Below are 15,556 nucleotides of genomic sequence, written 5' to 3'. Positions count from 1 at the left end.
CCCATCCCGAACAGGACCGTGAAACGACTCCACGCCGATGATAGTGCGGATTGCCCGTGTGAAAGTAGGTAATCGTCAGGCTCCTCCTGCCTCATCCCGCGACCCCGCCCACCAAAGGCGGGGTCGTGGCGTTTACGGCCTCCAGCGCCTCACATTCCCCCAGGCCCTCCGTTCCCGGAAAACCCGCGAACTCACCCGTCCGCAGCCTCCCGTCACCGCCCCCGGCTCTCCACGCCTGAGCGCTCGCCGCAAACCCTCACTCCCGCGCCAAAAACCGCTGCGCCAGCTTCACCCAATACGTCGACCCGACCGGCAACAAATCATCGTTGAAGTCATAGCTCGCGTTATGCAGCATGCACGGCCCCTCGCCGTGCCCGAGTTCACGATGATCACCGTCACCGTTACCGAGAAACGCGTAGCACCCCGGCTTCGCCTCCAGCATGAAAGAGAAATCTTCAGCGGTCATCGTCGGCTCGAATGAATCGTTGACGTTGGCATCGCCCGCGATCTCTCTCATGACCGCCGCCGCGAACTCCGTCTCCTTCCTGCTGTTCACCGTCGGCGGGTAATTGCGCCGAAACGTTAGCTTGACCGAACACTCATACGCTTCGGCAATGTTGTCGACGATCCTCCGCATACGCGACTCGATCATATCGAGCGTCTGCGTAGTGAAGGTCCGCACGGTCCCCGCTAGCCACGCTTCGTCCGGCACCACGTTGACCGCATCTCCGGCATGAATCTGCGTGATCGACAGTACCGCGGTATCGATAGGCTTCTTGTTGCGCGTGATGATGCTCTGCAGACCATTGGCGATCTGCACCGCCGTAAAGACCGGGTCATGGCCGTGATGGGGCAGCGCCGCATGCGCGCCAACGCCTTTCACATCGATCCGGAACTGGTTGCTCGACGCCATCATCGGCCCTTCGGTCACCCCGAAGTGACCCGCCGCCAAGCCAGGCCAATTGTGAATGCCGAACACGGCGTCGACCGGAAAGCGCGTGAACAGCCCATCGTCGATCATCGCTTTCGCGCCCGCGCCGCCTTCCTCAGCCGGCTGAAAAATGAACACGATCGTGCCGTCGAAGTCTCCATGTTTCGCGAGATATCGCGCCGCGCCGAGCAGCATCGCGGTGTGCCCGTCGTGACCGCAAGCGTGCATCTTTCCTTCATTGCGCGAACGGTGATCAAACGTGTTCAGCTCGTGAATCGGCAACGCGTCCATATCCGCGCGCAAACCGATCGAGCGCGTGCCCGTGCCGCGCGTCAACACGCCGACGACGCCCGTTTTGCCGAGTCCCCGATGCACGTCGATACCCCATCCGGATAGTGTCGTCGCGACCAGATCGGAGGTGTGTGTCTCTTCGTAGCGCAGTTCGGGATGCGCGTGAATCGTTCGTCGGAGCGACTGAATTTCGCCGTGCGCGGACTGGATCTCAGGAATGAGTTTCATGATGAAAGATGCGGCTGGCTGCGCTAAGGGATTGAAGCGGGAAAGCGGCGTTCGGCCGCCCCGTCCTGAACCGATTCTACGCTGATCGATATTTCAGACGGCTCCACAACAGACATAGCTCGAACCCGGCGCGAACACAGCGAACACAACACAAACACCGCGCGAACACCGCGCAACCCGACCGATCGTCCATCCTCATCGCGCGCAGCGACATCCCCGAACATAATAAAATCAGCCTTTCGCGCACCTTCCCGTTGCCAACAGACGTCTCACGCAAACCGTACGCCTTCCATGAACGCACCAACCGAATTCACCCGCGCGGTATGCCCGCATGATTGCCCGGATACCTGCGCGATGCGCGTGACCGTCGAAAACGGCCGCGCGATCAAGGTAACCGGCGAACCCGATCACCCGCCCACACAAGGCGTGCTGTGCACCAAAGTCAGCCGTTATGCGGACCGGGTCCATCATCCGCGGCGTCTCACCACGCCGATGCGGCGCGTCGGCGAAAAGGGCGAAGGGCGTTTCGAGCCGATCAGCTGGGACGACGCGTTGGCGCTCGCGGCAAACCGGCTCTCGGAGATCGCGGCGCGCGCACCCGAGGCGATTGTCCCGTATAGCTATGCCGGCACGATGGGGCTCGTGCAAGGGGACAGCATCGCGCAACGGTTTTTTCACAAGCTGGGCGCATCGCAACTCGATAGGACCATTTGTGCGTCAGCCGGCGCGGCGGGTCTCAAGTATACGTACGGCGCGGGTCTCGGCATGCTGACGGAGTTCTTTGCCGAAAGCGAATTGATCCTGATCTGGGGCGCCAATCCGATCGCATCGAATCTGCATTTCTGGACGCGCGCGCAAGAGGCGAAGCGCAACGGCGCGCGGCTGATTGCGATCGATCCGTACCGGTCGCTGACTGCGGAGAAGTGTCATCAGCACATTGCGCTGAAGCCCGGCACCGACGGCGCGCTGGCATTGGGCATGATGCATGTGCTGATCACGGAAAATCTGCTCGACCACGCGTACATTGCCGATCACACGTTAGGTTTCGAGCCACTCAAAGCCCGCGCGCTCACCTACACACCGGCGCGTGTCGCGCAGATCTGCGGCGTTGACGAGCAGGTGATCGTCGACCTCGCGCGCCTTTACGGCAATACCCGCAAAGCGTCGATCCGCCTGAACTACGGGATGCAGCGCGTGCGCGGCGGCGGCAATGCGGTGCGCGCGATTGCCTGTCTGCCGTCGCTGACCGGCGCGTGGCGCGATCGGGCGGGCGGAGCATTGCTGTCGTCGTCGGGATGGGCACCGGTGGATTCGTTCGCGCTCGCCCGGCCCGACCTGATGCCTGGCTGGCCGTCGGCGCCCGCGCGCGTGATCAATATGAATGAGATCGGCAACGCATTGCTGAACCCGGGCGAGGCGGGCGGCGACGCCGCATTCGGCCCGAAGATCGAGGCGATCGTCGTGTACAACTCAAACCCGGTTGCGGTCGCACCCGATTCGGAACGGGTCGCCGCCGGATTCGCCCGTGAAGACCTGTTTACCATCGTGCTCGAGCATTTCCAGACCGACACCGCCGACTACGCCGACCTGCTGCTGCCCGCCACGACGCAACTGGAACACCTGGACGTCCACAAATCCTACGGCCATACGCACGTGATGGCGAACCTGCCGGCGATCGCACCGGTTGGCGAAGCGCGGCCGAACACGGAGATTTTTCGTGGCATCGCGCGCGCCATGGGTTTCGCCGAGCCGGCACTGTACGAAAGCGATGAAGCAGTCGCGGCGGCCGCATTCCGCTGGGACGACGCGGCGCTTGCCGGCGTCGACTGGCCGGCGCTCAAGCGCACCGGCTGGGCCAGACTGCAGGTGCCGGACGCGCCGTTCGCGCAAGGCGGCTTCCGCACGCCGTCGGGCAAGTGCGAGTTTTACAGCGAACGGCTCGCGCAGCAGGGCATCGATCCGCTGCCCGACTATCTGCCGCCGTACGAGTCGGCCGAAAACGCGCCCGAACTCGCGGCCCGCTATCCGCTCGCGATGATTTCCCCGCCGGCGCGCAATTTTCTGAACAGCACCTTCGTCAACGTCGAAAGCTTGCGCGCGACCGAAGGCGAACCGCATCTGGACATCCATCCGCTCGATGCGCAGCAACGCGACATCGCCGAAGGCGACGAGGTGCGCATTTTCAACGATCGCGGCTCGATGCAGGCGCGCGCCCGCGTCACTGACAAGGCGCGCGAGGGACTCGTGGTCGGCCTGTCGATCTGGTGGAAGAAGCTCGCACCGGACGGCCGCAACGCGAATCAGGTGACGAGTCAGGCGTTGACCGACCTCGGCGGCTCGGCGACGTTCTACGATTGTCTGGTCGAAGTTGAACGCGCCTGAGGCGGCAGGCGCCGGCTGAGAGGTCGGCCGAGGCGCGCCGGTTGAGACGCTGGTGGGGAGATGGGCCTGGAGACACGGCAGAGCGACACGGCAGAGCGACACGGCAGAGCGACACGGCAGAGCGACACGGCAGAGCGACACGGCAGAGCGACACGGCAGAGCGACACGGCAGAGCGACACGGCAGAAACACCCCCTGAGGCGCCCGGTTGACGTACTGGTAAGAGAACCGGCCGCACACACCCGCCGATAAGCGCCCAACGCGTCACTCGCAGACAAAAGCCTCTCCCCGGCGCAACTCCTCCACCCATGTCATTCCTGCCGATATTCGAGCATTCTGTATGGCAAACGGAATGACTGACCGGGGGTGCGTGTTCTTCCGTTTCGAGGCCCTCATCTAATCGGGTGATAACCCGAAATCAAGTGCCCGCGCACGCATGCTACGATGCGCTGTTTTTAGCACGACCATTCGAAAATACGAAAACCCGGAGAAATACCGCATGCAGAAGATCTGGCTGAAATCGTATCCACCCGGCGTGCCGGCGGAGATCGATCCCACGCAATACGCGTCAGTGGCCGGTCTTCTGGACGACAGTTTCAGTCGATATCGCGACAAGCCGGCGTTCGCCTGCATGGGCAAAGAAATCACATACGGCGAACTCGACGAACTGTCGCGGCGTCTGGGCGCGTGGTTCCAGTCGAAAGGTCTCGAGCGCGGCGCGCGCATCGCGCTCATGATGCCGAACGTGCTGCAATATCCGGTCGCGCTCGCCGCGGTGCTGCGCGCGGGATATGTGGTCGTGAACGTCAATCCGCTGTATACGCCGCGCGAGCTCCAATATCAGATGACCGACAGCGGCGCGCAGGCGATCATCGTGCTCGAAAACTTCGCGGCGACGGTGCAGGCGGTGATCGGCAACACGCCGCTCGAGCACGTGATTGTCGCGTCGATGGGCGATCTGCTGGGCCCTAAAGGGCATATCGTCAATTTCGTCGTGCGGCGCGTGAAGAAGCTGGTGCCGGCGTGGAGTCTGCCGGGCCACGTGAAATTCAACGACGCACTCGCGGCCGGCGCGCGTCTGCCGTTCAAGCCGGCGCAGCAAGGTCCGGACGACATCGCGTTTCTGCAATACACGGGCGGCACGACCGGCGTGTCGAAGGGCGCGACGCTCACGCATCGCAATCTGATCGCGAACGTGCTGCAGTCCGTCGCGTGGCACGCACCGGCCAATGCCGCGCGGTCGGACATCAAGCAGACGGTCACGCTGGTCGCGCTGCCGCTTTATCACGTGTTCGCGCTGACCGTCGCCGGCCTGATGCCGATCCGCCAGGGCGGCCTCGGCGTGCTGATTCCGAATCCGCGCGATATCGGCGGCATGATCAAGGCGCTGCGCGGCTACAAGATCACGACGTTGCCCGCGGTCAACACGCTATTCAACGCGATGCTGAACCATCCGGACTTCGACAAGCTCGATCTGTCGAATCTGACGGTCGCCAACGCGGGCGGCATGGCGGTGCAACAGGCCGTCGCGGAGCGCTGGTTCGCAAGAACGAAGACGCCGATCATCGAGGGATACGGATTGTCCGAGACCTCGCCGTCGGCGACCTGCAATCCGGTGACGGCCACCGAATACAACGGCACGATCGGCCTGCCGCTGTCGTCGACGGAAATCTCGATTCGCGACGACGACGGCAACGAAGTGCCGCTCGGCCAGCCGGGCGAAGTCTGCATTCGCGGCCCGCAGGTCATGGCCGGCTATTGGAACCGGCCGGAAGAAACCGCCAGGGTGATGACCGCCGACGGCTTCCTGCGCTCCGGCGATATCGGCCAGATGGACGAGCGCGGCTTCGTGAAGATCGTCGATCGCAAGAAGGACATGATCCTGGTGTCGGGCTTCAATGTGTATCCGAACGAAGTCGAGGACGTTGTCGCGAGGCACCCGGGTGTGTTCGAGGTGGCGGCGGTCGGTGTGCCCGATCCGCAGTCGGGCGAGGCGGTGAAGCTTTACGTCGTGAAGAAGGACGAGACGCTCACCGACGCCGACCTCATCGCGTTCTGCAAGGACCAGCTGACGCCGTACAAACGGCCGCGCATCGTCGAGTTTCGCAAGGAATTGCCGAAGAGCAACGTCGGCAAAATTTTGCGGCGCGAATTGCGCGACGGACGCGCATAGCTTACCTGCGTTGCCGTCCGGAACATAACCGGAGACGGGAGCGGAACCGGACCCGGCACGGCGGCCCAGCAGGCCAATCCTGCGGGGCCGTTCTATTTGGTAGTCGAGAATGGTTCGTGCGGCGGCGCGCCGGCAAACCGCGCAAACACAGCACAAAAAACAGTGCGCCCGAAATCTTCGCCAACGCTGACGCGAACCGCACACGCAAAAACATGAGACTTACTAAGCAAAGCCGCCGACCTGTTTGAGACACCCGCAGTGCTCTCCCGCGCTAAACGAAACCAACGAAAAATTCTCGCCGGAAAGCCTTACCGTGGTCAAAGCCAAAACGGATCAGCGCCGGAACGCGGCCTCCCGTTGTTTCGCACGGTTTCGCGTTCCTTTGCGTTGTTTCGTGCTGTTTCGTGCTGTTTCGTTTACGCAACATGGTCTAAAATCCCCCCTTAATCGCCAAAAACCCTTGTTTTAGGGGCTCGAATGCATCGACTCGCGCGCACCCATCGGCGCATTCGGGTGACCGCCTGACTGGAGGAGCCGGATGCTGCTGGACGATTGGATTACCGAGTTCGATCGCGGTTTGCGATCAATGACAGGCGTGTCGCGCATGAGCCGTCCGATGCCGAAGCCGGCGGAACTCGCGGCAGGCGCAGAAGCGGCCGAACGCGTCGACATGTCCGCCGAGGAGCGTGCGCACGCGGCCGGACTGATGCGCGTCAATCACGTCGGCGAAGTCTGCGCGCAGGCGTTGTATCAGGCGCAGAAGCTCGCGACCCGCTCCCCCGCGTTGAAGCAGGCATTCGAGCACGCCGCGCGCGAAGAGGAAGATCACCTCGCATGGACCTACAAGCGCCTCGAAGCGCTCGATTCGCGTCCGAGCCTGTTGAATCCGCTGTGGTACGCCGGCGCGCTCGCCATCGGTTTTGCCGCGGGCCGCTTCGGCGACCGGGTGAGCCTTGGCTTTATGGCCGAGACCGAACGCCAGGTCGAACAGCATCTGAACGGACATCTTGAAACGCTGCCCGCGGCCGACCATGAATCGCGTGCCGTCGTCGAACAGATGCGCGCCGACGAAGCGGCACACGGTAAAGCGGCAATGGATGCGGGCGGTATCGAACTGCCTTTCCCGGCCCGCGCGCTGATGCGGGCCGCGTCGAAAATCATGACGACGACCGCGTACCGTATCTGATGTTTTCGCCTGAATAGTGGTGGGACGGCGCGCGTCGCGCCGTCCGTTGCCGGTTCCGCGTCACCTCGTTACCTCGCTCGACCTCCTCGATTCCCGCGCGCGTTTGCCTCGCCCCGCTTGCGCAATTCACATCTCGCCGAACGCCCAGCATTCACGCGGTTTTCCCCGGACTTCTCACGTACTACCTTCACAAGTTCCACTATCTGATTCATTTATAACGATTTTCCTGTTTAGGTCCGATATCAAGGACCGCCGCTAAGTCCTTGTTCTAGCAAACAAAATTCGTTAAAAATCGGCCCGCCTCCCTTGACCCGACTTTGGGGTTCCTCTAAAGTGGGAGACAGTGTGAGAAAGTGTATTTTTGTGTGATCTACCCGCTTATTTCGGGTAAGTTTTCGAGACCGGGCGACTTCTTACAACGCCCTCACAAAAGGGAGTTGCAGTGTTCCAAGGGCCGTCAGCGCTAACACTCGATGCGAAAGGGAGATTGTCGATCCCGGCTCGCTATCGGGAAGCGCTGCAAGCACAGGCGGAAGGCCGGGTGACGATCACCAAGCACCCGGATGGCTGCCTGTTGCTGTTTCCGCGCCCTGAGTGGGAGGTGTTTCGCAAGAAGGTCGCCGAACTGCCGATGGAAGCGAAATGGTGGCAGCGCATTTTCCTCGGCAATGCGGCCGACGTCGAACTCGATTCGGCCGGGCGAATTCTGGTGTCGCCCGAGTTGCGCGCCGCCGGTTCGCTTGAAAAAGACGTGATGTTGTTAGGAATGGGAAGTCACTTCGAGTTGTGGGACGCAGACACCTACCACGCGAAGGAACAGCAGGCGATGGCGCAGGGCATGCCCGAGGCGCTGAAGAATTTCACGTTCTGACCGCGGGTGATCGACATGGCGCCTGCGATGGGAAAGGAGTTGCAGCATCGCACGGTGCTGCTGGAGGAAGCGGTCGACGCGCTGGTCACGCGCACGGACGGCGTCTATGTGGACGGCACGTTCGGGCGCGGTGGTCACAGTCGGGCGGTGTTGGGCAAGCTCGCTGAGGCGGGCCGGCTGATCGCATTCGATAAAGATCCACTTGCGATCGAAACGGCCCGGCAGATTGCCGATCCGCGTCTTGAAATCGTGCATCAGAGTTTTGCATCACTGCGTGACGCGCTGGCGTCGCGCGGGGTAGGGCGTGTGTCGGGCGTATTGCTGGACCTGGGTGTGTCGTCGCCGCAAGTCGACGATCCTGAGCGCGGCTTCAGTTTCCGCGCCGATGGCCCACTCGACATGCGGATGGACCCGACGCGCGGCGAATCCGCCGCGGATTGGCTCGCGCGGGCCACGTTGCAGGAACTGACGGAGGTAATCAGAGATTATGGGGAAGAACGGTTTGCTGTTCAGATTGCAAAGGCGCTTGTTGCTCGCCGGGCAGAGTCCGACCGTCTCGGGCCTCTCGCAAGCACGGGCGAGCTTGCCCAAATCGTGGCTAACGCCGTCAAAACCCGTGAGAAGGGTAAGGACCCGGCAACCCGCACCTTTCAGGCTATACGGATTCACGTCAATCAAGAGCTTGCGGAGCTGCAAGTCGTACTAGAAGCAGCGTCGTCGTTGCTGGAGCAAGGGGGGCGGCTGGTCGTGATCAGCTTTCATTCGCTCGAAGACCGGATCGTCAAGCGATTCATGCAGGCGCAATCCAGCGCGCCTGTGGTCGACCGCCGCCTGCCGATTCGTGCAGCCGACCTGCCGAGCCCCCCATTCAAACTGCTAGGCCGTGTATTCGCGAGCGACGCCGAAGTCGCCGCCAATCCGCGCGCCCGTTCCGCCGTGATGCGCGTCGCGGAGCGGATCGCGCCATGAACCGTCTCAATATCTTCCTGCTGATTGTCGTGATGGGCTGTGCGCTGTCGGTCGTGAACGCGACGAACCAGCAGCGCCAGATCTTCATCCAGCTGCAGCGCGCGCAAAGCCAGGAGCGCCAGTTGCAGCAGGATTATTCGCAGCTTCAATATCAGCAAAGCGCGTTGTCGAAGACTTCGCGCATCGAGCAGCTCGCCACCGACTCCCTGAAGATGCAGCCGGCCACGACCGGCCGCACGCAATACGTGGTGCTCGATCCGGGCGCGGCGAAAGCCGAAGACGCGCCGGTTCCGACGTCGGAGGCATCCGCGCCGCTGAACGCGCGGCCGGCGCGACCGGCAGAAGCGGCAGGCGCCCGCGGAGGCGCACGATGATGAAGAAATCGTCGAATCGCAAAAGCGTCGCGTTCTCCGCGAACCCGATTCTGTCGGTGCGCCTGCCGATGTGGCGCTCGAAGCTCGTCGTGTTCCTGCTTTTCATGGCGTTCGTCGCGCTGGCCGGACGGGCGTTCTGGATTCAGGGGCCGGGCAACGCGTTCTATCAGAAGCAGGGCGAGAGTCGCTATCAGCGCACCATCGAGCTGCCGGCCACGCGCGGCAAGATTCTCGATCGCAACGGCCTCGTGCTCGCGACGAGCCTGCCGGTGCGAGCGATCTGGGCGATTCCGGAGTCGGTGCCCGACGATCTCGGCGCGGACAAGCTGCACCAGCTCGGCACGCTGCTCGACATGTCGGACAAGGAACTGCGCGCGAAGCTGTCCGAAGACAAGACCTTCGTCTACGTGAAGCGCCAGGTGCCGGTCGACGTCGCCGCGCAGGTCGCGGCGCTCGACATTCCGGGCGTCTATCAGCGCAACGAATACAAGCGTTTCTATCCGGAAGGCGAGATCACCGCGCATCTGATCGGCTTCACGAACGTCGAGGACGAAGGCCAGGAAGGCATCGAACTCGGCGACCAGAAGCTGCTCGCCGGGATGCCCGGCAGCCGCCGCGTGATCAAGGACCGGATGGGGCACATCATCGAGGACGTCGACGAGCAGGTCGTGCCGCACAACGGCAACGACATCGAACTGGCGATCGACAGCAAGATTCAATACATCGCTTACACGAACCTGAAAGCGGCGGTGCAGAAGTTCAAGGCGAAAGCGGGCGCCGCGATGGTGATCGACGTGCGCACCGGCGAAGTGCTCGCGCTCGTCAATTATCCGACGTACAACCCGAACGACCGCACGCGCCTGACCGGTGAGCAGTTGCGCAACCGCATCCTGACCGACGTGTTCGAGCCGGGCTCGATCATGAAGCCGTTCACGATCTCGCTCGCACTCGATCTGCACCGCGTGTCGCCGACTACACTGGTGGATACGGGGCCGGGACGTTTTGTCCTCGACGGTGCGACGATCACCGACGACAGCGCGTTCGGCACGCTGACCGTAGCCGGCGTGATCCAGAAGTCGAGCAACATCGGCGCGACCAAGATCGCGATGCAGCTCAAGCCCGAAGAGATGTGGAACATGTATACCAGCATCGGTCTCGGCCAGGCGCCGAAGGTCGGTTTTCCAGGCGCGGCGGCGGGCCGCCTGCGTCCGTGGAAGAGCTGGCGCCGCATCGAGCAGGCGACCATGTCCTACGGTTACGGCCTGTCGGCGTCGCTGTTCCAGCTCGGGCGTGCGTACACCGCGATCGCGCACGACGGCCAGATCATGCCGATTTCGATTTTCCGCACGCCGGGCGACCAGCCGGCCGCCGGCACGCAAGTGTTTTCGCCGACCACCGCGCGCGAAGTGCGTGCGATGCTCGAGGCCGTCGTGTCGCCGGCCGGCACGTCGCCGGATGCGGCGGTGCCCGGCTATCGCGTCGGCGGCAAGAGCGGCACCGCGTACAAGCACTCCGGTCACGGTTACGACAAATCGCGGTACCGCGCGTCGTTTGTCGGCATGGCGCCGATGCCGAATCCGCGCATCGTCGTCGCGGTGTCGGTCGACGAGCCGACCGCGGGCAGCCACTTCGGCGGTCAGGTGTCGGGTCCGGTGTTCTCGGCGATCGCCGGCGACACGCTGCGCTCGCTGAACGTGCCGCCCGACATGCCGATCAAGCAGATGGTCGTGTCGGACGACACGCATGCGGTAAGCGAACTCGCGTCCAATACGAACGGCGTCGATGCGGCGAACGGCGCGGCGAAGGATGGTGCAAAACGCGTCGTCGAGTCGAATCGCGCAAACAGCGCGAGCAACAGCGGTGGCGCGAAGAAGTTCGCCGCGAAAATCGCGACCCGTACGGCCGCGAAGAAAATGACGATCTCGAGCGACGTGAAGAATCATCCGGGAGTCGTGCGATGAGCCTGCTGCGCACCGCCCATCCGTCGCGCCGGTCAATCGAAGACGCACTCGCGTGGTTGCGCGCGCGCGTGAAGCCGGCCGCGCATCTGCATGCGGACACGCGCACGCTGGCCGCGGGGGACGCTTTTCTCGCGTACGCGGTGGACGGCGCGGACAACCGGGCGTTTATCGGCAAAGCAATCGAGCGCGGCGCCGTCGCGGTGCTGTATCAGCCGGAAAACCTGGCGGTGACGCCCACGGCGCCGCTCGCGCATGCGGTGCCGGCGCTCGACGTGCTCGCCGGTTCGATTGCCAGCGCATGGTACGGTGACCCGAGCGATGCGATGCGCGTGGTCGGCGTGACCGGCACGAATGGCAAGACGTCGTGCACGCAATGGATCGCGGCCGCGCTGTCGGCGCTCGGCACGCCGTGCGCGGTGATCGGCACGCTCGGCAGTGGCATGCCGGGGCGCCTCGTGCACACCGGCTTTACGACGCCGGACGCGCCGCAACTGCAGCGCAGTCTCGCGCAACTGCGCGGCGCGGGCGCGCAGGCGGTCGCCATGGAAGTATCGTCGCACGCATTGCATCAGGGGCGCGTGAACGGCACCGCGTTCGATATCGCGGTCTTCACGAACCTGACGCAGGACCATCTCGACTATCACCGCACGTTCGCCGCATACGAGGCTGCGAAAGCGCGTCTTTTCGCGTGGCCGGAACTGCGCGTCGCGGTGATCAACGCCGATGACCACGCGGGCCGCCGTCTGCTCGCGAACACGAAAGGGCGCGCACGCACCATCGCCTATTCGCTCGAAGGCGCAGCGGGCACGCCGGACGTGAGCGCGCTGCTGGCGGACGCGGCGCTGATCGCGAGCGACGTGCGCGCGACCGCGACCGGCACGGCGTTTCATCTGGTGTCCGATTGGGGCCGCGCCGACCTCGAAGTCGGCACGCTCGGCGCGTTCAACGTCAGCAATCTGCTCGGCGTGCTCGGCGCACTGCTTGCCGCTGACGTGCCGTTCGACGCCGCGCTCGCCGAACTGGCGAAGCTCGAACCGGTCGACGGCCGCATGCAGCGCCTCGGCGGCCGCCTGCAGAACGACGAGCCGCTCGTCGTGATCGACTACGCGCACACGCCCGATGCGCTGGAGAAGACGCTCGCCGCGCTGCGCCCGATTGCGCAAACGCGCGGCGGCGGGCTGATCTGCATGTTCGGCTGCGGCGGCGACCGCGATGCGACCAAGCGCCCGCTGATGGGCGCGATCGCCGAGCGCTGCGCCGACGGCACGGTCGTCACGAGCGACAACCCGCGCAGCGAAGATCCGCAAAACATCATCGACCAGATTCTCGCGGGCATGGCGCAGCCGTCGAAAGCGCGCTGTATCGAAGACCGTGCGAGCGCGATCTTGCAGGCAATTCGCAGCGCGGCGCGCGAGGACGTGATCGTGCTCGCGGGCAAAGGCCACGAAGCGACCCAGGAAATCATGGGCAGAAAGCGCGCGTTTTCGGATCAGGACCATGCGCGGCTTGCGCTGGCCGCGCGCGCGACGCAAGCACGCGGAGGTGGCGAATGAGCGGACCAGGTGTCGCGATGTTCTCGCTGCAAGAAGCCGCCGCGCTGATACAGGGCGCCATCGTCGTCGGCGACGGCGCGGCGACGTTCGAGCGCGTGTCGACCGACAGCCGCACGGCCGGCCCGGGCGACCTGTTCGTGGCGCTCAAAGGCGAACGCTTCGACGCGCACGACTTCCTGCCGGATGTCGCGACCCGTCAGGTAAGCGCGGTGCTGGTCACCCGTACGCCGGACGACTGGCGGGTGCCCGCCTTGCGCGTCGCGGATACGCGCGTCGCGCTCGGCGCGCTCGCGCGCGGCTGGCGCCGGCGCTTCCCGATGCCGCTCGTCGCGGTCACCGGCAGCAACGGCAAGACGACGGTCAAGGAAATGATCGCGTCGATCTTCTCGGCTGCGGTCGGCGCCGCGTCGCGTCTTGCGACCGCGGGCAACTTCAATAACGACGTCGGTCTGCCGCTCACGCTGCTGCGTCTCAGCGAAGCGCACCGGCTCGCGGTCGTCGAGCTCGGCATGAATCATCCCGGCGAGACGCAACTGCTTGCGAAGATCGCGGAGCCGACTGTCGCGGTCGTCAATAACGCGCAGCGCGAGCATCAGGAATTTATGGCGACGGTCGAAGCGGTCGCGCTCGAACATGCGAGCGTGATTCACGCGCTGACGCCGGACGGCATCGCGGTGTTTCCCGCCGACGATCAATACGCCGGCATCTGGCGCGTCGCCGCGACCGGCAACCGCGTGATCGACTTCGCGCTGAACTCCGACGAATGCATCACCGAAGCCGCCGTGACCGGCCGCTTCGACGGCAGCCGGCTCAGCATCGACACGCCGGACGGTCATCTCGACGTGACACTGCAAGTGCTCGGCGCGCACAACGCGCGCAACGCGCTCGCGGCGACATCCGCCGCGCTGGCTGCCGGCGTGCCGCTCGATGCAATCCGGCGCGGCCTCGAAGCGTTCGGCGCCGTGAAGGGCCGCTTGCAGGTGAAGCGCGCGGCGCTCGGCGCATTCGCGGGCGCGATGGTGATCGACGACACATATAACGCGAACCCGGACTCGATGCGCGCGGCAATCGACGTGCTCGCGACGCAACGCGCGCCGCGCGTGCTGGTGATGGGCGATATGGGCGAGGTCGGCGACGACGGCCCGGCGTTTCATCGCGAAATCGGTGCGTACGCGAACGAGCGCGGCATCGACGCGCTGTACGCAATGGGCGACGCATCGCGCGACGCGTGTGCGGCATACGGTCCGTCCGCGCACCACGCAGCCGATCCGGCCGCGCTCGTCGCGCAATTGCAGCAGGCAGGCTTCACGGCTTCGGCCACATTTCTGGTGAAAGGCTCGCGCTTCATGCAGATGGAGCGCGTGGTGGACGCCTTGACAAGTCCACAAACCGATGCGACGGGCGACAGGCCCGCCGCACATTGAAAGAGAAGGGAACCGCATGCTAGTGGCGCTGGCGCAATGGCTGCAGAATGACGCAAGCTTTTTGCGCGTGGTCAGTTACCTCACGTTTCGCGCAGTTGCCGCGACGATCACCGCATTGCTGATCGGCCTCGTGTGCGGCCCGTGGGTGATTCGCAAGCTGACCGCCATGAAGGTCGGCCAGGCAGTCCGCAAGGACGGTCCGCAATCGCACCTCGTCAAATCGGGCACGCCGACCATGGGCGGCGTGCTGATCCTGATCGGCATCGCGGTGTCGACGCTGCTGTGGGCCGATCTGACGAACCGCTTTATCTGGATCGTGATGCTCGTCACGTTCGGCTTCGGCATCATCGGCTGGGTCGACGACTACCGGAAGGTCGTCTACAAGGACCCGCGCGGGATGTCGTCGCGCGAGAAGTATTTCTGGCAATCGGTGATCGGCATTTTCGCCGCCGTGTACCTCGCGTTCAGCGTGTCCGAGGCGAGCAATGTGCGCGTGTTCGACCTGTTTATGGCGTGGGTGCGCAGCGGTTTGTCGATGGGGCTGCCCGCGCGCGCGGATCTGATGTTGCCGTTTCTCAAGTCGATTACCTATCCGCTCGGCGTATGGGGCTTTATCGCGCTTACGTATCTGGTGATTGTCGGCGCGAGCAATGCGGTGAATCTGACCGACGGCCTCGACGGTCTCGTGATCATGCCGGTCGTGCTGGTCGGCGCGTCGCTCGGCGTGTTCGCTTACGTGATGGGCAGTTCGGTCTATTCGAAGTATCTGCTGTTCCCGCATATTCCCGGCGCGGGCGAACTGCTGATTTTCTGCTCCGCGATCGGCGGAGCCGGACTCGCGTTCCTCTGGTACAACACGCACCCCGCGCAGGTGTTTATGGGCGACGTCGGCGCGCTTGCGCTCGGCGGCGCGCTCGGCACGGTCGCGGTGATCGTGCGCCAGGAGATCGTGCTTTTCATTATGGGCGGCATCTTTGTCGCCGAAACGCTTTCCGTGATGCTGCAGGTCACGTGGTTCAAATATACGAAGCGCCGTTACGGCGAAGGCCGGCGCATCTTCAAGATGGCGCCGCTGCATCACCACTTCGAGTTGTCCGGGTGGAAAGAAACGCAGGTGGTCGTGCGTTTCTGGATCATCACGTTGATGTTGTGCCTATTCGGTTTGTCCACGCTCAAGTTGCGTTAATGCGTTAAGCAGCAAAAGGGAAAGCAAG

The 15,556-nt window shown here is 64.0% G+C and carries 11 protein-coding genes; 10 read left to right on the top strand and 1 reads right to left on the bottom strand.

Features of this window, described 5'->3' with window-relative positions; genetic code table 11:
* Positions 1 to 256 precede the first annotated feature (256 nt).
* Positions 257 to 1,450, bottom strand: a complete 1,194-nt coding sequence (locus HV675_RS04825) for a M20 aminoacylase family protein (protein WP_175109642.1) — start codon at positions 1,448 to 1,450, stop codon at positions 257 to 259.
* A gap of 291 nt (positions 1,451 to 1,741) precedes the next feature.
* Between HV675_RS04825 and HV675_RS04820 the strand changes: the two genes are divergently transcribed.
* From HV675_RS04820 to mraY, 10 genes are all read left to right on the top strand, one after another.
* Positions 1,742 to 3,832 carry a molybdopterin-containing oxidoreductase family protein gene (locus tag HV675_RS04820; protein WP_175109641.1) on the top strand — a complete coding sequence of 697 codons (2,091 nt, stop codon included), beginning with the start codon at positions 1,742 to 1,744 and terminating at the stop codon, positions 3,830 to 3,832.
* Positions 3,833 to 4,330: 498 nt separating this feature from the next.
* Positions 4,331 to 6,004 (top strand): long-chain fatty acid--CoA ligase, encoded by a 1,674-nt coding sequence (locus HV675_RS04815; RefSeq protein WP_175109640.1) that lies wholly within the window; start codon positions 4,331 to 4,333, stop codon positions 6,002 to 6,004.
* A gap of 538 nt (positions 6,005 to 6,542) precedes the next feature.
* Positions 6,543 to 7,190 carry a 2-polyprenyl-3-methyl-6-methoxy-1,4-benzoquinone monooxygenase gene (coq7, locus tag HV675_RS04810; RefSeq protein ID WP_175109639.1) on the top strand — a complete coding sequence of 216 codons (648 nt, stop codon included), beginning with the start codon at positions 6,543 to 6,545 and terminating at the stop codon, positions 7,188 to 7,190.
* Positions 7,191 to 7,632: 442 nt separating this feature from the next.
* Positions 7,633 to 8,061: a division/cell wall cluster transcriptional repressor MraZ gene (mraZ, locus tag HV675_RS04805; RefSeq protein WP_175109638.1), complete on the top strand. Its 429-nt coding sequence runs from the start codon at positions 7,633 to 7,635 to the stop codon at positions 8,059 to 8,061.
* 27 nt (positions 8,062 to 8,088) lie between these two features.
* Positions 8,089 to 9,030: a 16S rRNA (cytosine(1402)-N(4))-methyltransferase RsmH gene (rsmH, locus tag HV675_RS04800; protein ID WP_175109637.1), complete on the top strand. Its 942-nt coding sequence runs from the start codon at positions 8,089 to 8,091 to the stop codon at positions 9,028 to 9,030.
* Complete coding sequence (gene ftsL, locus HV675_RS04795) at positions 9,027 to 9,404, top strand: cell division protein FtsL (RefSeq protein WP_175109636.1); 378 nt, start codon at positions 9,027 to 9,029, stop codon at positions 9,402 to 9,404. Before rsmH ends, ftsL begins: the two co-directional genes overlap by 4 nt.
* Positions 9,404 to 11,365 carry a peptidoglycan D,D-transpeptidase FtsI family protein gene (locus HV675_RS04790; RefSeq protein ID WP_175109651.1) on the top strand — a complete coding sequence of 654 codons (1,962 nt, stop codon included), beginning with the start codon at positions 9,404 to 9,406 and terminating at the stop codon, positions 11,363 to 11,365. The genes ftsL and HV675_RS04790 overlap by 1 nt, the downstream gene beginning before the upstream one ends.
* A complete protein-coding gene (locus HV675_RS04785) occupies positions 11,362 to 12,918 on the top strand; it encodes a UDP-N-acetylmuramoyl-L-alanyl-D-glutamate--2,6-diaminopimelate ligase (RefSeq protein WP_175109635.1) in 1,557 nt (518 codons plus the stop codon). The genes HV675_RS04790 and HV675_RS04785 overlap by 4 nt, the downstream gene beginning before the upstream one ends.
* Complete coding sequence (locus HV675_RS04780) at positions 12,915 to 14,342, top strand: UDP-N-acetylmuramoyl-tripeptide--D-alanyl-D-alanine ligase (RefSeq protein ID WP_175109634.1); 1,428 nt, start codon at positions 12,915 to 12,917, stop codon at positions 14,340 to 14,342. The genes HV675_RS04785 and HV675_RS04780 overlap by 4 nt, the downstream gene beginning before the upstream one ends.
* A 16-nt stretch (positions 14,343 to 14,358) precedes the next feature.
* Positions 14,359 to 15,528 carry a phospho-N-acetylmuramoyl-pentapeptide-transferase gene (gene mraY, locus HV675_RS04775; RefSeq protein WP_175109633.1) on the top strand — a complete coding sequence of 390 codons (1,170 nt, stop codon included), beginning with the start codon at positions 14,359 to 14,361 and terminating at the stop codon, positions 15,526 to 15,528.
* Positions 15,529 to 15,556 lie beyond the last annotated feature (28 nt).

The organism is Paraburkholderia solisilvae (assembly GCF_902859875.1).
Classification (GTDB): domain Bacteria; phylum Pseudomonadota; class Gammaproteobacteria; order Burkholderiales; family Burkholderiaceae; genus Paraburkholderia; species Paraburkholderia solisilvae.
The sequence above is the reverse complement of the archived record's forward strand: the minus strand, read 5'-3'. Positions and strand labels throughout refer to the sequence as shown.